Source organism: Sphingopyxis sp. NJF-3 (assembly GCF_053514865.1).
In genome coordinates, this window is the sequence record NZ_CM130726.1 from 2,216,184 (window position 1) to 2,237,323 (window position 21,140).

Sequence of the window (21,140 nt, forward strand, 5' to 3'; positions counted from 1 at the left end):
ATGGCCGCGCGGCGCGATTTCGCTCCGGGGGACCGCATCGCGCCCGCGCGCTTCCTGCTTTTCGCCGCGGCCTTCCTTGCTGCGGGCGGCGCGGCGATGGCGGCGGGCGCTCCCCCGCGCATCGCGCTGCTGACCGGCTTCGACGTCGCCGCCTTCCTCTTCCTCTGCGCGGCCTGGCCGCTGCTCGGTGCCGATCCTGACGCGATGCGCCGCACCGCGGCGCGCAACGACGCCAACCGCGCTGGCCTCCTCGCCATCTCGGTGCTCCTGTCGCTCGTCATCCTGTTCGCGGTGGGGTCGCTGATCGCCGGGCCGCAGGCGCTCGGCCGCGGCGATATCGTGCTGATCGTCGCGACGCTCGTTCTGTCGTGGCTGTTCGCGAACCTGGTCTTCACGCTCCACTATGCCCATCTCTTCTACCTCCAGCCGCACGGCCACGACCGCGGCGGGCTGGAGTTTCCGGGCGCGGGCGAGCCCAGCTATTGGGACTTCCTCTATTTCAGCTTCACCCTCGGCATGACCTTCCAGACCTCCGACGTGACGATTTCGGGCGCGCATATGCGCCGCGTCGTGCTCGGCCACTCGCTCGCCGCCTTCCTGTTCAACATGGGGATATTGGCGTTCACCGTGAACGCGATCGGCGGCTCCTAAAGCCCGCCCTCCACCTGTCCGCTGACGACCAGCGCCGAATCGGGCCGCGCGAGCGCGACCAGCGTCAGCCCCGCGGCGGCGGCGCGCTCGGCGGCGAGGCTGGTCGGGGCGGAGATGGTGACGAGCATCGGGCAGCCCGCGCGGACGGTCTTTTCGACCAGTTCATAGCTGCACCGCGCCGACAGCAGGATGAAGCCGCTCGCGGGATCGATGCGCGCGCGCGCGAGCGCGCCGATCAGCTTGTCGAGCGCGTTGTGCCGCCCGACATCCTCGCGTGCGAGCCGGATCGCGCCGTCCGGCGCACAAAAGGCCGCGGCGTGGACCGCGCCGGTCGCGCGGCCGAGCGGCTGGTGATCGCCGAGCGATGCGAGCGCGGCGGCGAGTCCCGCGCGATCGACCCCGATGCTTGCGGTGACCGCGGGCAGCGGGCGCAGCACCTCTTCGATATTCTCGATCCCGCACAGCCCGCAACTGCTCTCGCTCACCCGCTTCCGCGCCCGTTCCAGCGCCCGCTCGCTCCGTTCGGGCGGCAGCCAGATGCGCAGAGCCCAGCCGCCCTCGATTGGCTGGGTATCGATGCCGCGAATCTGATCGGGGCCGTCGACCAGCCCCTCGCTCATCGCGAAGCCGAGCGCATAATCCTCGAGGTCGGTCGGTGTCGCCATCATCACGGCATAGCCGATGCCGCAAACCTCGATCGACACCGGCGCCTCGATCGGCACCGCACGCGTCAGTGCCGCGTCACCGGGCTCGCCCAGGCCGATGCGCCGGACCGCGAGCGCGATCGAGTCGCGTTCGGAAATTCGGGAATCGGCCTCTTCCACCTGCGGCACCTCGGATCGGATGCAGACCTCTTCGTCCGCCGTTCGGCCGGTCTATCCGAATATCGCCCGCAAATCGCCTCTCCTTTGCATTCGATCCCGAGGGCTGGCGAACCGGACCCGCGCGCCCTATGGGGCGGGACATGCGGATCGCGATCATCGACACCAGCACGACGCGCGCGGCGATCATTTCCGATGGCCTGCGCGAAGCGGGGCTCGACGACCTCGTCCTCATCGATCCCAAGGGACCGATCGTCGCGCAGGTCGAGGCGGCGCGGCCCGAGGTGGTCCTGATCAACCTCGAAAATCCCAGCCGCGACCTGCTCGAGGATTTCTTCGCCATGTCGCGCGCGCTCGCGCGGCCGATCGCGATGTTCGTCGACCAGAGCGACGCCGAGGCGACGGGAGCCGCGATCGACGCGGGGGTGTCGGCCTATGTCGTCGACGGATTGTCGAAGCAGCGGATCAAGCCCGTGATCGACCTTGCGGTGCGGCGCTTCCAGGCCTTCTCGCGCCTCCAGCGCGAACTCGACGAAGCGAAGAACGCGCTTGCCGAGCGCGCGACGATCGACCGGGCGAAGGCGATCCTGATGAAGCGGCGCGGGATCGACGAGCCCACCGCCTATGCGCTGCTGCGCGGGCAGGCGATGCGGACCAACCGCCGCATCGCCGAGATCGCCGAGGCGATCGTGACCAGCGACGCGCTGATGGGAGATATCGAGTGAGCGCCGAACATTTCCGCATCGGCTTCCTGCCGCTGGTCGACGCCGCGCTGCCGATCCTCGCGCACGAGCTCGGCTTCGCCGCGCGCGAGGGCGTCGATATCGAGCTCGTCCGCGACATGACCTGGGCGACGGTGCGCGACCGGCTGCTCTACGGCCACACCGACGCCGCGCACATGATCGCCCCGCTCGCCATCGCGACCGCGCTCGGCCGCGACCGGCCGGCGGTGCCGCTCGCGGTGCCTTTCGTGCTCGGACTCAACGGCAATGCGGTGACCTTTTCGACCGCGCTCGCGGCCGAGGCCGGGCTCGGCGACGGGCTCGGCGACCCCGCAACCGTCGGCGCGGCGCTGCGGGGCGTCGCCACGGCGCGCAAGGCGGCGGGCCGTCCGCTGCGCTTCGGCGTGGTCCATCGCTATTCGAGCCATAATTACATGCTGCGCTATTGGCTGGCCGGGGTAGGCATCCGCCCCGACGCCGATGTCGAGATCGTCGTCACCAGCCCGCCCTTCGCCGCCGACGCGCTCGCCGCGGGCGAGGTCGACGGCATCTGCGTCGGCGAGCCGTGGAACGCGATCGCGGTCGATCGCGGCGTCGGCCATATCGCGCTCGCCACCGCGCAGATCTGGCGGCGCGGGGTCGAGAAGGTGCTCGCGGTCCGCAGCGACGTCACCGAGGCGCGCCGCGACGCGGTCGAAGCGCTGCTCCGCGCGCTTCATGCCGCGGCCGCACATTTCGTCGAGCCAGGCACCGCCGGGGAGAGCGCGGCCATCCTCGCCCGCCCCGCCTATCTCGACGCGCCGCAGGATGCGATCGAACGCGCGATCACCGACCGCATCCGCGTCGTTCCCGGCGGCGAGCCCGTCGCCTATCCCGACTTCATGTTCCAGTATCGCGAGGCCGCCAGCTTCCCGTGGCGCAGCCAGGCCGCGTGGCTCTATTCGCAGATGGTGCGCTGGGACGGCATCGCCTTTTCACCCGCCGACGCGGCGACGGCCGCCGGGGTGTTCCGCCCCGACATCTACCGCGCCGCGCTCGCGGGGTCGGGCGCCCCGCTGCCCGGCGCGAGCTCGAAGCTCGAGGGCGGCCTCGACGCCCCGATCGGCGCCGGCTCGACCCAGGGCCGCCTGCTCCTCGGCAGCGACCGCTTCTTCGACGGTCGCGCCTTCGATCCAGAGGATATTGCGGGGTATCTGGCCGATCTGCCCTGAAGGCGAAGGGCGCAGCTCGGCAATTATGTTGCACTGCAAAATAATCGCTTGCGCGACCTGAACGAATCAGGCAGTTTGATCGCACCCGGCAGAGCTGCCGGGCCGAGATAAAGCGGCGCCGCTCCAACGAAGGGGCTGGTCCGCGCGGCAGGCGGGGAGCCTTTTTCCCGCACTCCAACAGGCAATGAAGCCGTCAGGATGCGCCGCATGAGGCCGCCGTCCTGGCGGCTTTTTTATTGCCCGTCGCACAAGGGACGGACGATGACGAAGGGACAATCGAGCTTCTGGTCCAGCGGGCATTGGCCGACGCTGGTCGCCGCCTTCCTCTATTTCGACCTCGCCTTCATGGTGTGGGTCATCCTCGGACCGCTCGCGCCCGCCATCGCCGGGGATCTCGGCCTGACCCCGGCGCAGAAGGGGCTGATGGTCGCGGTGCCGACGCTCGCGGGCGCGGTGCTGCGCGTCGTCAACGGCCTGCTCGTCGACCGCATCGGGCCGAAGCGGTCGGGCGCGATCAGCCAGGCGATCGTCATCGCGGGCCTCTTCACCGCCTGGCTCCTCGGCGTCCACAGCTTCGCGGGCACGCTCGCGCTCGGGCTGATCCTCGGCTTCGCGGGCGCCAGCTTCGCGATCGCGCTGCCGCTCGCGAGCCGCTGGTATCCGCCCGAGCATCAGGGCAAGGCGATGGGGCTCGCCGGCATGGGCAATTCGGGCACGGTGCTCGCGGCGCTCTTCGCGCCCGGCCTTGCCGCGCTGTTCGGCTGGAACATGGTGCTCGGCCTTGCCTGCATCCCGCTGACGATCGTTTTCGCCCTTTACCTCCTGATGGCGAAGGACGCGCCCGACGCGCCCGCGCCCCGGAAGCTGCCCGATTATTTCGAGCCGCTCCGGACCGCCGACGCCTGGTGGCTGATGGCCTTCTATGCGGTGACCTTCGGCGGTTTCGTCGGGCTCGCGGCGTCGCTGCCGATCTATTTCACCGACCGGTTCGGCCTGACCCCGGTGACGGCGGGATATTGCACCGCGGCCTGCGTCTTCGCGGGATCGCTCGTGCGGCCGATGGGCGGCGCGCTCGCCGACCGGATCGGCGGGGTGCGCGCGCTGATGATCGTGTTCGTCGCCGCCGCGACGGCGCTCGCCGGGGTGCCGCAGGCGGTCGCCCTCCCCGCCGCGCTCGCGCTGTTCGTCGCCGCGATGCTCGCGCTCGGCGTTGGCAACGGCGCGGTCTTCCAGCTCGTGCCGCAGCGCTTTTCGGCCGAGATCGGCGTGATGACCGGGCTCGTCGGCATGGCGGGCGGGGTCGGCGGCTTCACTCTCGCCGCGACGCTCGGCTTCGCGCGCCAATGGACCGGCAGCTACGCCCCCGCCTTTCATTTTTTCGCCGGCCTCGCGGTGGCGGCGCTCGTCGCGCTCGTCTTCGTCAAGGACCAGTGGCGCCGGTCGTGGACCGCCGCCGAGGGCGTGCGAATCTGATCCTCTTCCACCACAATTCGACGGACACTCGATAATGGAACATAGCCCCCTCTCCCCCGACGCCGACACGCGCGAGCATCTCGTCGTGGTCGGCAACGGCATGGCGGGATGCCGCGCGATCGAGGAACTGCTCGCGCGCGACCCCGACCGTTTCCGCATCACGATCTTCGGCGCCGAGCCGCGGGTCAATTACAACCGCATCATGCTTTCCCCCGTGCTCGCGGGCGAGAAAGCCTTCGACGATATCGTGATCAACGATGCGGGCTGGTATGCGGACAATGGCATCGCGCTGGTCGCGGGCGATCCGGTGGTCGCGATCGATCGCGCCGCGAAGACCGTGGCGACGCGCGGCGGCAGCGTCGAGCGTTACGACCGGCTGCTGATCGCGACAGGCTCCGATCCCTTCATCATCCCGGTGCCGGGCAGGGATCTCCCCGGCGTCATCGCCTTTCGCGACATGGACGATGTCGGCACGATGCTTGCTGCCGCCGAAAAGGGCGGCAGCGCGGTGGTGATCGGCGGCGGGCTGCTCGGGCTCGAGGCCGCGCACGGGCTGTCCTTGCGCGGCATGAAAGTCACCGTCATCCACCTGATGCCGACCCTGATGGAGCGCCAGCTCGACGAAGCGGCGGGCTGGCTGCTCAAGCGGGCACTGGAAGCGCGCGGCCAGACGATCCTGACCGGCGCCGACACCGCCGAGATCGTCGGCGACGGCAAGGTCGAGGGCGTGAAGCTGAAGGACGGGACGCTGATCCCCGCCGACCTTGTCGTGATGGCGGTTGGTATTCGTCCCTCGACCGGCCTCGCGCGCGATGCCGGCCTCGCGGTCGGGCGCGGCATCCAGGTCGACGACCATATGGTCACCAGCGACCCCGCCGTGCTCGCGGTCGGCGAATGCGTCGAGCATGATGGGCAGGTCTACGGCCTCGTCGCACCTTTGTGGGACATGTGCCGCAGCCTCGCCGACGGGCTCGTCGAAAAGCCCACGGGTTATCGCGGCTCGGTGACCTCGACCAAGCTCAAGGTCTCCGGCATCGACGTTTTCTCGGCGGGCGATTTCTCGGGCGGCGACGGCTGCGAGGATATCGTGCTGCGCGATGCGAGCCGCGGCGTCTACAAGCGCGTCGTGCTCAGGGGCGACCGCGTCGTCGGCGCGGTGCTCTATGGCGATACCGCTGACGGCAACTGGTATTTCGACCTGCTCAAGAAGCAGGAGGACGTCTCCGGCCTTCGCGACATGTTGATCTTCGGCCAGGCCTTCGCCTCCGGAGGTGGGCAGGCGGACCCTAAGGCGGCCGTTGCGGCGCTCTCGGACGATGCCGAGATCTGCGGCTGCAACGGCGTCACCAAGGGGCAGGTCGTTTCGTGCATCGCCAAGGGCGCGCACAGTCTCGACGCAGTGCGCGGCACCTGCAAGGCGTCGGCGAGCTGCGGCAGCTGCACCGGCCTCGTCGAGACTTTGCTTGCGCTGACGCTCGGCGACGATGTGCAGAGCGGCCCCAGGACCATCTGCAAATGCACGAGCTTCGGCCATGACGATGTCCGCCGCGAAATCGTGGCGCAAGACATGCGTTCGATCCCCGAGGTGATGCAGAAGCTGCACTGGACCACCCCCGACGGCTGCTCCTCCTGCCGCCCCGCGCTCAACTATTACCTGCTCTGCGCACTCCCGGGCGACTATGTCGACGACCAGCAGAGCCGCTTCGTCAACGAGCGCCTCCACGCCAACATCCAGAAGGACGGCACCTATTCGGTCGTCCCGCGCATGTGGGGCGGGCTCACCAATCCGACCGAGCTGCGCGCGATCGCCGATGTGGTCGAGAAATATAACGCCCCGATGGTCAAAGTGACCGGCGGTCAGCGACTCGACATCTTCGGGATCAGGAAGGAGGACCTGCCCGCGGTCTGGGCCGACTTGGGCGCCGCCGGCATGGTGTCGGGGCACGCCTATGGCAAGGCGCTGCGCACGGTGAAGACCTGCGTCGGGTCCGAATGGTGCCGCTTCGGCACGCAGGATTCGACGGGGCTCGGCGTGAAGATCGAGCGGATGAGCTGGGGCAGCTGGATGCCGCACAAGTTCAAGATCGCGGTCAGCGGCTGTCCGCGCAACTGCGCCGAGGCGACGATCAAAGACTTCGGAATCGTCTGCGTCGACTCGGGCTACGAGCTCCATGTCGGCGGCAACGGCGGCATTCACGTCCGCGCGACTGACCTGCTCTGCAAGGTCGCAACCGAGCAGGAGGCGATGGATTATTGCGCCGCCTTCATCCAGCTTTACCGCGAGGAAGCGCGCTATCTGGAGCGCACCGCGCCGTGGATCGAGCGCGTGGGGCTCGACCATGTCAAGGCGCGTATCGTCGACGATACGCCGGGCCGCGAAGCGCTCCGCGCGCGTTTCCTCCATTCGCAGAGCTTTTCGCAGGACGACCCCTGGGCGCAGCGCGCCGAAGGCGCCGAGGCCGAACATCATGCGCCGATGGCGCGCTTCACCCCGCAGGAGGACGCTTTCTTGAAGGAGATCAGGGCATGAATGCAGAATGGCTCGACATCGGCTGGGTCGACCAGATTCCCGTGCGCGGCAGCCGCACCGTGCAGGTCGAGGGGGGCGACGACATCGCGCTCTTCCGCACCGCCGAGGGCAAGGTCTTCGCGCTGCTCGACCGCTGCCCGCACAAGCATGGGCGGCTGAGCCAAGGCATCGTCCACGGCGGTGCGGTCGCCTGCCCGCTGCACAATTGGCGGATCAGCCTGTCGACCGGCGAGGCGCTCGGCGAGGACAAGGGCTGCACGCCGACGGTGCCGGTCAAGATCGACGGCGGCCGCGTGTTGATCTGCCGCGCGGGCACGCTGAAGGCGGCGGCGTGAAGACGAAGCAAACAAAAGCTCCTCCCCTTCAGGGGAGGGGTTGGGGTGGGGTCTTGCAACCTTGCGCAAGGCCGATGGACCCCACCCCCAACCCCTCCCCTGAAGGGGAGGGGCTTAGGTGACCTCCATCCGCACCACCTGTGCCTATTGCGGCGTTGGCTGCGGCATCCGCGCGACGGTGACGGGCGAGCGCACGGTCGAGATCGCCGGCGACCCCGATCACCCCGCCAACCGCGGCCACCTCTGTTCCAAAGGCACGCACCTCGGCGAAACGGTCGGCCTCGAAGGCCGCCTCCTTCATCCGATGATCGGTGGCAAGCGCGCGAGCTGGGACAAGGCGCTCGACCTTGTCGCGAGGCGGTTCAAGGAAACCATCGCGCGCCACGGCCCGAACAGCGTCGCCTTCTATGTCTCGGGGCAACTGCTCACCGAGGATTATTATGTCGCGAACAAGCTGATGAAGGGCTTCATCGGCAGCGCGAACATCGACACCAACTCGCGCCTCTGCATGTCGAGCGCGGTCGCGGGGCATATGCGCGCGTTCGGCGAAGATGTCGTGCCCGCCACCTATAACGACCTCGATGCCGCCGATCTGATCGTCCTCGTCGGCAGCAACACCGCCTGGTGCCATCCGATCGTCTACCAGCGCATCCGCGCACGCTGCGAGGAAGGCGCGAAGCTCGTCGTCATCGACCCGCGCCGTACCGAGACCGCCGAAGAGGCCGATCTGCATCTGCCGATCCGCCCCGGCAGCGATGTCGCGCTGATGACCGGCCTGCTCCAGCATTGCCGCGAGGCGGGCGTGGTCGACGCGGATTATCTCGCCGCGCACGTGGCGGTGCCCGAGGATTTCTGGGACCAGCTCGCCGAGGGGAATGATCTGTGGTCGGTGGCGTGCACTTGCGACGTCCCCGCCGCCGACCTCAGGCATTTCTTCGACCTGTTCGCCGCGAGCCCGCGCACCGTCACCCTGTTCAGCCAGGGGATCAACCAGGCGACCGCCGGAACCGATCAGGTCAATGCGATCACCAACCTCCACCTCGCGACGGGGCGCATCGGCAAGCCCGGTGCCGCGCCCTTCTCGATCACCGGCCAGCCGAATGCGATGGGCGGACGCGAGGTCGGCGGGCTCGCCTCGACCCTCGCCGCGCATATGGACTTCGCACCCGAAAACCGCGAGCGCGTCCGGCGCTTCTGGGCCGCACCGGCGATGGCGGAAAAGCCGGGGCTAAAAGCCGTCGATATGTTTCGCGCGGTCGGTGAAAGCCGGATCAAGGCGCTGTGGGTGATGGCGACCAACCCCGCAGTGTCGATGCCCGACGCGAACGCCGTCCGCGCGGCGCTCGCGGCCTGCCCCTTCGTCGTCGTCAGCGACGTGATCGAGAAAACCGACACCGGCGCCTTCGCGCACGTCCGCCTCCCCGCCGCCGCCTGGGGCGAGAAGGACGGCATCGTCACCAATTCGGATCGCACGATCAGCCGCCAGCGCGCGCTCTTCGCGCTCCCCGGCGAAGCGATGCCCGACTGGTGGATCGTCAAGGAGGTCGCGCGGCGCATGGGGTGGAAGACCGCCTTCGCCTATGACCGGCCCGCCGACATCTGGCGCGAGCATTGCCGCCTCTCGACCTATGAGAACGACGGCGCGCGCCGCTTCGCGCTGCCCGGCGCGGCGCAGGGTGGCAACGCCGCCTATGACGCGATGGCGCCCTTTCGCTGGGGCGGCGACCGCCCGTTCGCCGACGGGCGCTTTTCGACCGAAGACGGCCGCGCACGGCTCGTTCCGGTCGCGCAGAAGCCCCTCCCCGGCCCGCTCGCGAAATGGCCGCTGACGCTCAACACCGGGCGCTATCGTGACCAATGGCATAGCATGACGCGCACCGGCCTCGCGCCCAAGCTCGCGCGCCATCGCGAGGAACCGCTGGTCGAAATGCATCCCGCCGACGGCGCGCGGCTCGGGCTCGCCGACGGTGGGCTCGCGCGCGTCGACACGCCGCAGGGCGAGAGCGTCTACCGCGTCGCCTTTTCGGACGGGCAGCGCCCCGGCGAGCTGTTCGTGCCGATCCACTGGACCGACCGCACCGCGAGCGGCGGGCGGACGGGATTGCTGTCGCGCCCGCTCGTCGATCCGGTCTCGGGCCAGCCCGGCTTCAAACGCACTCCCGCGGCGATTGCCCCCCTCGCGACGCAATGGCGCGGTTTCCTGCTCCTCGCCGCCGAACTCGCCGAGCGCCCCGCCTGCCTGTGGGCGACCCGCGTCGCGGTTCCCGCCGGGGTGCTGTGGGAGCTCGCGGGCGATGAGGATATTCAGCGCATCGAGGCGCTGTTGCCGCGCGGCGAGAGGATCGAGGCGCAGGACCCGGCGCGCGGCACGCGGCGCGTCGCGGTGATCGCGGACGGGCGCCTCGCCGGCGCGCTGTTCGTCACCGCAAGCGGCGAACTGCCGCCGCGCGACTGGCTGATCGCGCAGCTTACCGCCCCCGCCGTCGCCCCCACCCTGCTCGCCGGCCGCGCGCCGGGGGCGCAAGCCGACCGCGGCCCGATCGTTTGCGTGTGCTTCGACGTCGGGCTGAAGGCGATCATCGCGGCGATCCGCGACCAGCATCTCGCCGATGTCGCGGCGATCGGCGCCGCAATCGGCGCCGGAACCAACTGCGGATCGTGCCGCCCCGCGCTCGCGCGCATCCTGACCGAGGAGAAAAGCCATGCCGCATGAGGATTTCGCGCCCGGCACCGTCTGGCTCGTCGGCGCTGGCCCCGGCGACCCCGAGTTGCTCACGATGAAGGCGGTCCGGTTGATCGCCGCGGCGGACATCGTCTTTCACGACGCGCTCGTCGGCCCCGATGTGCTCGCGCTGATCCCGCCGCACGCCGAGCGGGTGAGCGTCGGCAAGCGGTCGGGGCGCCATTCGAAGGACCAGCGGACGATCGACGCGCTGCTCGTCGCCGCTGCGGCCGCGGGGCAGCGCGTCGTGCGGCTGAAGGGCGGCGACCCGTCGCTGTTCGGGCGCTCGGCCGAAGAGATCGGCGCGCTCCGGGCCGCCGGCCATAGCGTCCGCGTCTGCCCCGGAATCACCACCGCGAGCGCCGCCGCGGCCTCGGCGGGGGTGTCGCTGTCGTTGCGCGGGATCGCGCGCGACGTCCGTTTCGTTACCGCGCACAGCCGCCGCGGCGCGACGCTCGACCTCGACTGGAACGCGCTCGCGGCGGGCGGGTCGACCCTCGCCTTCTACATGGGGCGCGACGCGGCGCCGGAGATCGCGCGGCGCCTGATCGCCGCGGGCCTCTCCGCAGCGACGCCGGTGCTCGTCGCGTGCGACGTCAGCCGCGCCGACGAACAGCGGCTCGCGACCCGGCTCGACCTGCTCGGTCTCGCCGTCCGCGCGCTCGCGGCCGACGCCCCGACGCTGATCCTCGTCGGCGAGGCGGTACGCGGCGGCCGGCAGGGCGGTCCGACCGCGACCGGCGCCGCGCCCGCCGATTACCGGGTGCGCCGCGCGAGCTGATAGTCGTAGAGCGACGGCGCGCCCGTGACCGCCTGCCCTGTCCCCTCGATATAGGGCGCCGGGTTGTAATGGACCGCGATCGCGCGGTTCGCGTGCAGGCCAACGATCCGCTCGCCCGGTCCCTCGAGTCCGCTGTCGATCATCACCGTCGCGTCGTGCGGAACGGTGTCGGGAATGACGAGCCGCGCGTTCCAGACGATGTTGTAGAGGCCGTGCCCCGGCTTCCAATAGGGCGCGCCACCGCCCACCCAGAGCTGATAGCGCCAGTCGCCCTTGACCAGCGTGGGGTCGATCCGCAGCGTCACCTGATCGAACAGATTCTGGTGGTTCGATCCGCTGTGCTGGTCGATCATCGCGTGCGTCTCGACCTCGGCGCGCAGGAACACCGATCGCGTCGAGCGCGTGTTGACGCTCAGCGGGTGGATCACCGGGTTTTCGACCTTCAGATCCTTCACCAGCACATTGTGCACGGCGCCGACGTGCACCGAATAATGCGCGCGGCGATCGCCCGTGGTCGTGATGTCGGAAATCGTCAGGCTCGCGGCATTGTCGGTCAATATGCCGCTGTCCGACCGGTCGATCGTCAGCTTGCGGATCCAGCCGTCGAACACGCCGGTCATGTAGATGCCGTTATAGCCCTGCTCCAGATGGTGACCGAAGGCGGGCGCCTCGGGAAATTGCAGCCGCAGATTCTGGATGCCGACATTGGAAAGATGCTCCCACTGCGCCACCACCGCGGGCTGATCGGCGCGTATGTCATGGAGCAGCGGATCGCCGAGGGTCACCGTCTTGCCGCGGATCGCCGCGACGCGCGTCGACTGGACCACGACCGGCCGGTTCGGCGAGCTCCAGTGGTGCGACCCGATCGGCAGGTCGGTGTCGCCGTAGAGCGATTTCAATATCCGGCTGTCGGGCCCGTCGACCGAGAACCATTGCAGCTGGACGACATCGCCGACGTGCAACTTCGCCGGGTCGTCGACGGTCAGCATAGGCTCGAACTGCTTGCCCGCGACACCGTTCGCGAGCACCGGATCGCGAACATCCTTGCTGCCGTCGTAGGAGACGGGGCGGGTATTCTCCGGGCCGACGAATATCATCCCGCCGGCCCAGCTATATTCGGTGAACAGATAGTCGATATTATGCTCGGGCTCGATCTGATATTTCTTCTCGTGCACCAGATAGGCGCGCAGCTCGTCGAAAGCGTGACTCTTGTCGATCAGCTTCAGCGGCCGCGGAAAGAAAAGTTCGCTTCCCCCCGCCCCGTCCCCGGCGCCGTCGAGAACGATGTCGCTGCGTATGATCCGCAGCACCTCGGTGATCTGCGTCCGCCCGGCCGGAAAGCGCAGCGTCACCTTGCCCTTCACCTTGTTCGCGGCGTCGAGCGCGCGCAGCACCGCCTTGCTGTCGTCGAGCCCGTCATCGGGGATCGCGCCATAGTCGGTGACATCAACCACCGTCCCCGCGCCCTCGGGGATCGGCGCGGTGCCGAAGCCGTATCCGGCATAGCTGTAATCGGGCAACGGCTGCGCCGCCTGCGTCGCCGGGTCGGCGAGGATCTTCGGCAGTACCGGCGGCTCGGCCCGTGCGGGCACCACACCGGCGGCGACCGACAGGATCATGTAAAAGGCGCGTGTTCCCGCGCTTGGCGACCTCATAGATTCTCTTCCCATTCCAAGTCAGAATTTGGCACGCAGCCCGACCGAAAAGCGCCGCTCTGACAAGGCATAGCTGTTGAGCGCGGTCGGCACGAAATTGCTATACTCCTGCGTCGCCGATTTCCTCGGCATCAGATTCTGCGCCTGGAGCGACAGCGCGAAATTCTTGTTGATGTCGAACCCGATCTGCGCGTCGAGCTGCGAGCGCGGGCCGATGAAGCTCGGCCGCCCTTCGGAGAATTCGAACACCGCCTCGTCGCGGTAATTATAGGCGAGGCGCGCCGAAAACGGCCCCTTCTCGTAGAGGCCGACGAGATTGTAGCTGTTCTTAGACACCGCGACGAGCGGGAAGCCCGCATTATCCTCCGAGTCCGACCAGGTATAGTTGGCGATGATCCCGAAGCCGTCGAGCGGCGACGGCAGGAAGTCGAGGAACTGCTGGATGCCGATCTCGAACCCCTTGATCTTCGCGCTCGCCAGATTCTCGGGCCGCGAGAAGACGAGCTCGCGCCCCTGCGGGTCGAGGTTCAGGTCGACCCCGGACGTCACGAAATTGGCGATGAAGTTGGTGACGTCCTTGTAGAAGACCGCGCCCGAGATCAGCGAGCTCTTGCCCGTATAATATTCGAAGCTGATATCGGCCTGCGTCGACATCGGCGGTTCGAGCCCCGCATTGCCCCCGGTCACCGACAGGTTGGTCGCGTTGAAGAAGGTCGAGGGCGCAAGGTCGGCGATCGACGCGCGCTGCATCGTCTGCGACCCCGACACGCGGATCATGAAATTGTCGGTGATGTTGAACGCGATGTTCGCGCTCGGCAGCACGTTGGTATAGCGGTTCTTGTCGGTGACGAGCGTGCTCGTGCTGCCGATGTTGAGGAAGGTGTCGACCGACAGCCGCGTGCTCGCGATGCGGACCCCCGCGTTGGCGCGGAAGGGGATGCCGCCGATCTCCCCCTCGCCCGACACCATCAGATAGCCCGCGAGCGTCCGCTCGCTGAAATCATAGTCGCGCTGCGAATTGGGAAGCAGCGTCGACCGCCCGTCCGCATCGGGATTCGGCTGCGCCGCCTGCGCGCGGTTGAAGACATAATCGTAGGTCGGCGCGGTGCTCAGGAAGCCGCGCGGAAAGGTCCCGGCGATGTCGGGCAGGAAGTCGCCCGCGCCGATCGAGGTCAGATAGGGTTCGATCTCGTCGCGCGTCGGAGTGACCTGGCTGCGGAAGGCATTCGAGCGCGCGTGAAGATCGGTATAGCGCACCCCTGCCGACACGGTGACGCCGCTATCGCTTTCATAGGCGACGTCGAACTTGCCGGTCCATTCCTCGAGCAGCCCGAGCAGCCGGTTGCTGCGCACGCCGTTGTTGGCGGGATTGTAGGACGCATAGTCGGCGGGGTCGAACGTGCCGCCGAGCGTCAGCGACGGAACGGCGTTGTCCCGGAAATCGAACGCCCCCGGAACCGGCGCCGCCGCCTGCAGCGTGATGATCTGGATTGTCTGGTCGATCGTGCCCTTGCTGTAATAGCCGTCGGCTTCGATCGTCAGTCCGCCGCTCTCATATTTGCCATTGAGGCCATAGAGGAAGCTCTCGGTCGGCTCGTTGCGGATCTGCCCCGCGGTCGTCACCGTGCCGTTGGCATTGCCCGCGACGACCATTCCGTCCTCGACCACCGCATTGGTCACGGGATTGGTCCCAGTCGGCAGGCGGAAGGCGAAGAAATCCTGGTGCCGCCCGGTCTTGAGCTTCGAATAGAGCGCGTCGGCGGTCAGCGTGAATTCGGGCGTCACCTCGAACTGGATCGCGCCGTTGAGCCCGAGCCGCGAGCGGTCGACGACGAAATTCTCGTACTGCAGCAGCACCGGCGTCGGCTGCGCCACCGTCCCGCCGGTTCCGGCGTAGTTGCGGTTCAGGAAATTGTTGCGCTCGAACGCCTGGGTGGTCGAGGTGCGCTTCTGATATTCGCCGGCGATCATCACGCCGATGCGGCCATCGGCGAATTTGGTCGTCGCAAAGCCGGTGATCGCGGGCTCGAACTTGTCCGAATTTTCCGAATAGACCCCCTGCACGCGCAGCGACGCGGTCGGCTCCTTGAAGCTCAGCGGCTTGGGCGTGACGAGGTTGACCGTGCCGCCGAGTCCGCCCTCGGCCTGGCTCGCGAGCGGCGACTTGCGCACCTCGAGGCGGCCGAACAGGCTCGACGGCACCGAATCGAGTCCCGACGAACGGCCGAGCTGGTCGTTCTCGGGCGGCGACAGCCGCGCCGACCAGCCGAGCAGGGTGCGGCCGTCGACCTCGACCCGCACCTGTTGCAGCCCGCGCACCGACACCGCCTGCCCTTCGCCGAAGACACGCGTGATCTGGACACCCGTCACCCGCTGCAGCGCCTCCGCGACGTTCGAATCGGGGAGCTTGCCGACATCCTCGGCGGTGATAACGTCGAGGATCTGGTCGGACTCGCGCTTGATCTCGGCCGCCTGTTCGAGCGAGGCGCGGATGCCGGTGACGATGATCGCATCGTCCCCCGCCGCCGCGTCGCCCGCGGGCGCATCCTGCGCGAAGGCCGGAGCCATGGCGAGCGCCGCCAGCGAAACGCCGCCCGCCAGCCGCACCCCTATCCCGGCCGCATTTCTTCCGCGAATAGCCATCTCATCCTCCCCACGTTCGGCGCCCGCACCAGCTGTCGGCACCCTTGTCGTTGTCCGGTTTTGGTAACCGGTGTCAGGAATGATCTGCCTGCACCGCCGCGCTGTCAAGAAAAAATTGTATGACAACTATGCGGGCACGAGCCGGCGAACCGGAATCGAAATTATACCTTTAATTCAATATGTAATCCCGATCCTCGGCGAGCCACAGCAAAGGCTGCCGGACCGGAAAATTGCGCACCACCTCGCCGATCACCGGATCGGGGTCGAGCCGCCGCCACAGGTCGAGCCAGTCCTCCCTGCCCGCTGCGAGCCCGCCGAACAACAGGCTCGGCTGGCGCACCGGAAAGCCCTCGAAATATTCGACGTCGGGGGGATAGGGCCAGCGCGCCTTGTCGGCGATGAACGGCGCCATGAAGGCGATCGCGCCGGCGATCGAGCGCCCGTCGGCAGTCCTCCACGCGATCAGTTCGCCGCTCTCGCCCGCGAGCAGCCATGCCGTCGCCGCCAGCACGTCGAGATTGAACAGCGAATAGGCATAGGGCTTGGTTCGCGCGAGTTCGAGCGGCTGGCGGCCGTCGGGCGCGATCTGGGTCGGGATCAGCACCGTCCGCAGCCGGTCGCGCGCCTCGGCCAGCACATCGCTCCGCCCGACCAGCGCCGCGAACGCCGCCGCCTGGAGCAGCCAGCAACTGCCGTGGTTGTTCGCCTGATCGCGCTCCTCCTCCCCGAAGGGCGAGGAGGTGAGCCAGTCCAGATAGCGCGCGAACCAGTCCTCGACCCCGGCGCGGATGCGCGCATAGCCCGGCGCGCCGCGCGCCGCGAACAGCGTTGCGGCCCGCGCCACCTCGACGATCTGCAGCGTGTCGATCACCCCGATCGCGCGCCCGCCATTCACCCCGATGATCGCCTGCGCATGGTCGAGGTTCGGGTTCATCCGCGTCGCCGGATCGACGAACCACGCATCCATATGGCGCGCCGCCGCCTCGGCGAAGCGCGCCTCGCCCGACAGCGCCCACGCCGCCGCGAGCGTCGGCACCGTCCGCCCGAAAGCGATCAGCGCGTCGCGGTGACCGTCGAACTTGTCGGGGTTCGACCGGCCGTCGCGGCGAACATAGGGGCCGCCCGGATGCGCGGGGTCGGGCCACCAGTAATCGCCTTCCGAATAATAGTCCTGCGGGCCCGCCGGACTGCGCGGCGCCGGAATCGCCGCTATGGTGCGCGGCGCCTCGCTCAGCAGCGCGGCGGCGCGCGGCAGCACCCGCCGCCGCTCGATCGCGCCGATGTCGAGCGGCACTTCACCACCGCGCGCCAAAGCCGCCGCCGGTCCCGCAAGCAGCGCCGCGGCGAGCAGGGCGCGGCGCGCGATCATCGGCTGTCGGCGGCCGGAAAGGCATCGGCGCCCCACGCCCGGCGCGCGCGAACCAGCAGTTCGTCGAGCATCGCAGCGGGCCAGCGCAGTTCCTTGTGCGGCCAGTCGGCGGCGCGGCCGCGATAGGCCGCGACATAGTCGGTCGCGCGGCGCAGCGAGCGGCCTTTGTCATCGCGATAGCCGTAAAGATCGACCCCGAGGCACGCCGCGCTGTCGGCGAGCGTATAGGCCGCCTGCAGCGCGTAGAGCGAATAATGAAAACTGCGCGTGCGCGTCAGCTCATGCGGCAGCGCGCCCGACGGGTCGAACTGCCGCGCGATCCGCGCCTTCGGAAAATCGGCGACGACCGCACGCGCCACCTCGGGCCGGCGCGCGAACAGCGCGAAGCGCGCGAGCTGCGCGTCGTACCAGAGGCCGTGGTTGTTGCCCGCCTTGCGCTCGGCGCGGCCGTTGGCGCTCGTCGTCATCCAGTCGATATAGCGCGAAAACCAGCGCTCGAGCGCCGCGCTCTCGGGGGGCGACAGCGCCCCCGACGGCGCGATCAGCCCGGCCGCGTCGATCACGCCGATGAAGCCGCTCGTCTCCAGCACGCCTTCCGCTCTGCCATTCGCCCTTCCCGGCACCGCCTGCGCATAGGTCATATTGGGGTTCATCGCCGTCGCGGGATCGAGGAACCACGCCCGAATCTTCGCCGCCGCGCCCTCGGCATAGCGCGGATCGTCGCTGTAATAATAGGCGCGCGCCAGCGTATCGACGTCGCTCGCCATCCGGCCCAAGGCTGCACGATCGAAGCGGTCGGTCGCGCGGTCGGGATTCACCTGCCCGTCACGGCGGACATAGGGCGCCTCGGGGTCGGCGGGGTCGGGCCACCAATAGGGCGCGAGGCTGAGGTAATCGTGGCGGTCGCCGGACAGCGGGATCGTCCGCTTGTCCATCACCGATCCGGGCCGGCGGGCGAGCGCGCGGTCGGCCTCGGCGATCAGGTTGCGATAGGCCGGCGCCGACGGATCGCCCGCGAAGGCCGCCTTGGTCGCGGCGAGTTCGTCGGGGCGCAGCGCGAAGGTTCGCCGACCGCCGAACGCCCCGGCATAGCCGTCGCTCGCATGGCAGACGGGGGGAGATGGCGGCGGCGAGGAAAAAGCCGCCGCCGCAGTCGGAAGACATACGGCGGCGGCAGTCAGAGCCCATGGGTGGAGGGCTTTTCCTTTTCGCCTCACAGGCGGACCCGGAACCCGAAGAAATATTGCGGGCCGCTGTGCGAAACTTCGGCGATGCTGTCGTATCCGCCCTTGATCATGACGTCGTTGGTGCCGGTGACGTTGAGCGCCTGCAGCTTCAGCTGGACATTTTTGGTCAGATCATATTGCGCCGACAGGTTGAGATAGGTCGCCGACCGGATCTCGCGGTTGGTGCCGCTGTTCGGCTTGTAATAGCCCGAGCGGTAGCGGAGGTTCGCGCGCAGCGAGAGCCCCCATTTCTCGAACCAGACCGACCCGCTCGCGGTCCATTTCGACAGGCCGATCAGGTTCGCCGGGTCGACGTAATCGGCGATCGGCGAGGTGTCGGGATATTCGAAATTGGCGAAGGCGCGGTTGACCGATCCCTGGATGCCGAAGCCGTCGAGCGGGTCGGGCAGCCAGGTGAAGGCGTGGCTGAAGGTCGCCTCGACGCCATAGAGATGGCGCGTCTCGCTGTCGTTCGCCGGAGCGGTGGGCGAGATGGTGACGGTTTCGGTCACCGGCGCGCCGCCGTCGCGGATCGTCGTGATGGTGACGTCGGTCGGAATCGGCTGCTCGGCGCGGATCACCGTGCCCTTCGCCCATTTATAATAGCCCGCGAGCGAGACGAGCGTGTCCTTCGACGCATAGAGTTCGAGGCTCGCGTCGAGGTTCCACGCGCGCAGCGGCTTGAGGTTCGGATTGCCCGTCGTCGCGTCGAAGATGATGTTGTCGAGCCCGGTGCCCTCGGACGGATTGAGGTCGATCCCCGCACCGAAGCTCTCGATCCCCGACCGCGCGATCGCGCGATAGGCGGCAAGGCGCAGCTTCAGTTGCTGCGACAGGTCGAACGAGACGTTCGCGCTCGGCAGGAAATAATTATAGCTGCCCTTCGCGCTGTTCCGGACCAGCTCCCCATTCGGGTCGACGTCGACGGTATAGGTGTCGCCCGCGGTGTCGACGGTCAGGATATAGGCCTGGCGATAGCCGATCGAGGTGATGTCGGTCTTGACCCAGCGCAGCCCGACATTGCCGCTGAACGGAATGCTGCCCGCGTCGGAGGCGAAATTCGTCATCGCATAGACGGCGTAGATGCGCTCGGTGACGTCGATGTCGCTCGGGTCGCGCCCGTCGGTCGGATAGGGCAGCGCGTCGTCGCTGCCGGTGAAGGTGCGGAACAGGCAGTCGTTGTCGAAGGTCGCCCAGCGCGTGACGTTGGTCCCCATCCCCTGCATGTAGGAGGTCGTCGTGAACGGCGCGCGGCACTGCGCGTTCGCCTGCGCGATCAGTTCGGCCGGGGTCAGGCCGTCGACCGGGATCAGCGTGTTGCGGTCGCTGTTGCGGGCGTTGTCGTTGGTGCGCTGGTGATCCGAATAGCGCCCGCCGACCTTGATCGAGGTGATGAAGCCGTCGAGCTCGCGCTCCGCATCGAGCTTCGCCGCCCAGATCGTGTCGCGGCGGTCGGTCACGAAGCGGTTGCGCGCATAAACCGAATTGGCCGCGGTGGTCAGGAACAGGTCGTGGTCGGTGATATCGAAATCGTCGAACGCGACGTTCGGCACGACATCGTCGCCCTCATAGGTCAGCGTATAGCCGACGCGCCGGTTCGACCGCATCCGCGTCGCCTTCTGCGTCTCGGTGCGATGGCTGTCCGAATAGGATCCGTCGAGCGAGACCGTCCAGCGGTCGGGGGTCCAGACGATGTTGACCCCGCCGCCCTTGTAGGTCTCGTTGCGCTGGCGCGTTTCGAGCTGGTTCTCGATGTTCGAATTGCCGCGATAGCTGATCAGCGCGCCGGGCGAATAGCCGTTGCTGCCGTTGCCGATGACCAGCGGCTCGATTCCACGCAGCCCCTCGGCGATGCCCAGCACGTTGCGGTCCTCAAGGCTGCGGCGCTTCGAATATTGACCGTCGAGCGCGATTTCGAGCGTCGGGGACGGGCGCCACTGGATCGCAGCGATCAGCCCGTCGCGGATCTCGGACGTCCTTTGGGTGCGAAAGCTGCGCGACGAGGTCGGGAAATAATAGTCGCCGATCGTCTCGCCCACCGTCACCCCGTTCGCGGTGCGCGGCCCCTCTGCGAAGGTGCAATTGACGTTGGCGCCCGCGGCCGCCTGCGTCGCCGAATTGCCGGTGAGCTGCCACGGATCGTTGGCGGAGGTGTTGCAGAGCTGGAAGGTCGAATTGCCGTTGTAATAATCCTCGGGCGCGGTCGTGTCCTGCCGTTGGTAGCCGATCGACACGCCGATATCGCCGAGCCCGGTCTCATACTGGTCGGTGTAGGAGAAATTGGCGCGATAGCCGAGCCCGTCGTGCTGATAGACGTCGTCGTCCTGCGGCTGGAAATCGCCGCGCACCTCGAACTGGATGCGCCGCTTGCCATAGTCGAGCGGCCGCATCGACCGGAGCTCGATCACCCCGCCGACCCCGCCTTCGAGGAAGTCGGCGCGCTGGGTCTTGTAGACGAGGACGCCGTTCATCAGCTCCGAGGGGAATTGCTGGAAGGCGACCGAGCGGTCGGGGCCCGCGGTCGACACCTCGCGGCCGTTGAAGGTCGAGAAGCTCAACGTCGGCCCCAGCCCGCGCACCGACAGCTCGTTGGCGTTGCCCTTGAAGCGGTCGGCCGAGACGCCGACGATGCGCTCGAGCGTGTCGCCGACCGAATTGTCGGGGGTCGCGCCGATCTCGTCGCTGACCAGCCCGTCGACGACGACGTCGGCGTTGCGCTTGAAATCGATCGAACTGCGCTGGGTCGCGCGCACGCCCGAGACGATGATCTCCTCGCCGGGCGCGGGCGCCGCCGCGATCGCTTCGCTCGCCGCCGGCGATGCGTCCTGCGCGAAGCCCGGGGCGGCCCCCGCCAGCATGGTGGATGCCAATAGCGCCGCGCGGACTGCGTGGACCGGTCGTGATGTCATGTTGCTCTCCCTGTTGCGCCCTCTCGCGGAAGGCCTGATCGTCCGATTGATACCGGTGTCAGTTTTAGATGTATGACAACTAAGGTTGTAAT

General features: G+C 68.2%; 14 protein-coding genes. 8 read left to right on the plus strand and 6 right to left on the minus strand.

From position 1 onward, the window contains the following. A complete protein-coding gene (locus tag ACOTSS_RS10950) occupies window positions 1–651 on the plus strand; it encodes a DUF1345 domain-containing protein (protein ID WP_448688189.1) in 651 nt (216 codons plus the stop codon). Here the strand turns inward: ACOTSS_RS10950 and fdhD are convergent. Continuing rightward, complete coding sequence (fdhD, locus tag ACOTSS_RS10955; RefSeq protein ID WP_448688190.1) at window positions 648–1,484, minus strand: formate dehydrogenase accessory sulfurtransferase FdhD; 837 nt, start codon at window positions 1,482–1,484, stop codon at window positions 648–650. The genes ACOTSS_RS10950 and fdhD overlap by 4 nt on opposite strands. A gap of 131 nt (window positions 1,485–1,615) precedes the next feature. Here fdhD and ACOTSS_RS10960 point away from each other — a divergent pair, with 131 nt between their 5' ends. The 7 genes from ACOTSS_RS10960 to cobA all read left to right on the plus strand — a co-directional run bounded on the left by ACOTSS_RS10960 (window position 1,616) and on the right by cobA (window position 11,246). Further along, window positions 1,616–2,197 carry an ANTAR domain-containing response regulator gene (locus ACOTSS_RS10960; RefSeq protein WP_448688191.1) on the plus strand — a complete coding sequence of 194 codons (582 nt, stop codon included), beginning with the start codon at window positions 1,616–1,618 and terminating at the stop codon, window positions 2,195–2,197. After that, entirely contained in the window at window positions 2,194–3,405 is a 1,212-nt protein-coding gene (locus tag ACOTSS_RS10965; protein WP_448688192.1) for an ABC transporter substrate-binding protein, read from the plus strand. Before ACOTSS_RS10960 ends, ACOTSS_RS10965 begins: the two co-directional genes overlap by 4 nt. 261 nt (window positions 3,406–3,666) lie before the next feature. Continuing rightward, a complete protein-coding gene (locus tag ACOTSS_RS10970; protein WP_448688193.1) occupies window positions 3,667–4,878 on the plus strand; it encodes a nitrate/nitrite transporter in 1,212 nt (403 codons plus the stop codon). 34 nt (window positions 4,879–4,912) lie between these two features. Beyond that, window positions 4,913–7,408 carry a nitrite reductase large subunit NirB gene (nirB, locus tag ACOTSS_RS10975; RefSeq protein ID WP_448688194.1) on the plus strand — a complete coding sequence of 832 codons (2,496 nt, stop codon included), beginning with the start codon at window positions 4,913–4,915 and terminating at the stop codon, window positions 7,406–7,408. After that, on the plus strand, window positions 7,405–7,743 hold the full coding sequence (nirD, locus tag ACOTSS_RS10980) for a nitrite reductase small subunit NirD (protein ID WP_448688195.1): 339 nt from the start codon (window positions 7,405–7,407) through the stop codon (window positions 7,741–7,743). The genes nirB and nirD overlap by 4 nt, the downstream gene beginning before the upstream one ends. Window positions 7,744–7,861: 118 nt before the next feature. Beyond that, window positions 7,862–10,456, plus strand: coding sequence for a molybdopterin-dependent oxidoreductase (locus ACOTSS_RS10985; protein WP_448688196.1), 2,595 nt, complete (start codon window positions 7,862–7,864; stop codon window positions 10,454–10,456). Next, window positions 10,446–11,246 (plus strand): uroporphyrinogen-III C-methyltransferase, encoded by an 801-nt coding sequence (gene cobA, locus ACOTSS_RS10990; RefSeq protein ID WP_448688197.1) that lies wholly within the window; start codon window positions 10,446–10,448, stop codon window positions 11,244–11,246. The genes ACOTSS_RS10985 and cobA overlap by 11 nt, the downstream gene beginning before the upstream one ends. Here the strand turns inward: cobA and ACOTSS_RS10995 are convergent. From ACOTSS_RS10995 to ACOTSS_RS11015, 5 genes are all read right to left on the minus strand, one after another. Continuing rightward, complete coding sequence (locus ACOTSS_RS10995) at window positions 11,222–12,901, minus strand: hypothetical protein (protein ID WP_448688198.1); 1,680 nt, start codon at window positions 12,899–12,901, stop codon at window positions 11,222–11,224. The two genes, cobA and ACOTSS_RS10995, sit on opposite strands and share 25 nt — an antisense overlap. 21 nt (window positions 12,902–12,922) lie before the next feature. Next, window positions 12,923–15,544, minus strand: coding sequence for a TonB-dependent receptor (locus ACOTSS_RS11000; protein ID WP_448688199.1), 2,622 nt, complete (start codon window positions 15,542–15,544; stop codon window positions 12,923–12,925). Between the two features lie 169 nt (window positions 15,545–15,713). Further along, complete coding sequence (locus ACOTSS_RS11005) at window positions 15,714–16,913, minus strand: alginate lyase family protein (RefSeq protein ID WP_448688200.1); 1,200 nt, start codon at window positions 16,911–16,913, stop codon at window positions 15,714–15,716. Then, the gene (locus tag ACOTSS_RS11010) at window positions 16,910–18,130 is read right to left on the minus strand and encodes an alginate lyase family protein (protein WP_448688201.1); all 1,221 of its coding nucleotides are present in this window, start codon (window positions 18,128–18,130) and stop codon (window positions 16,910–16,912) included. The genes ACOTSS_RS11005 and ACOTSS_RS11010 overlap by 4 nt, the downstream gene beginning before the upstream one ends. After that, entirely contained in the window at window positions 18,127–21,048 is a 2,922-nt protein-coding gene (locus ACOTSS_RS11015) for a TonB-dependent receptor (RefSeq protein WP_448688202.1), read from the minus strand. The genes ACOTSS_RS11010 and ACOTSS_RS11015 overlap by 4 nt, the downstream gene beginning before the upstream one ends. Window positions 21,049–21,140 lie beyond the last annotated feature (92 nt).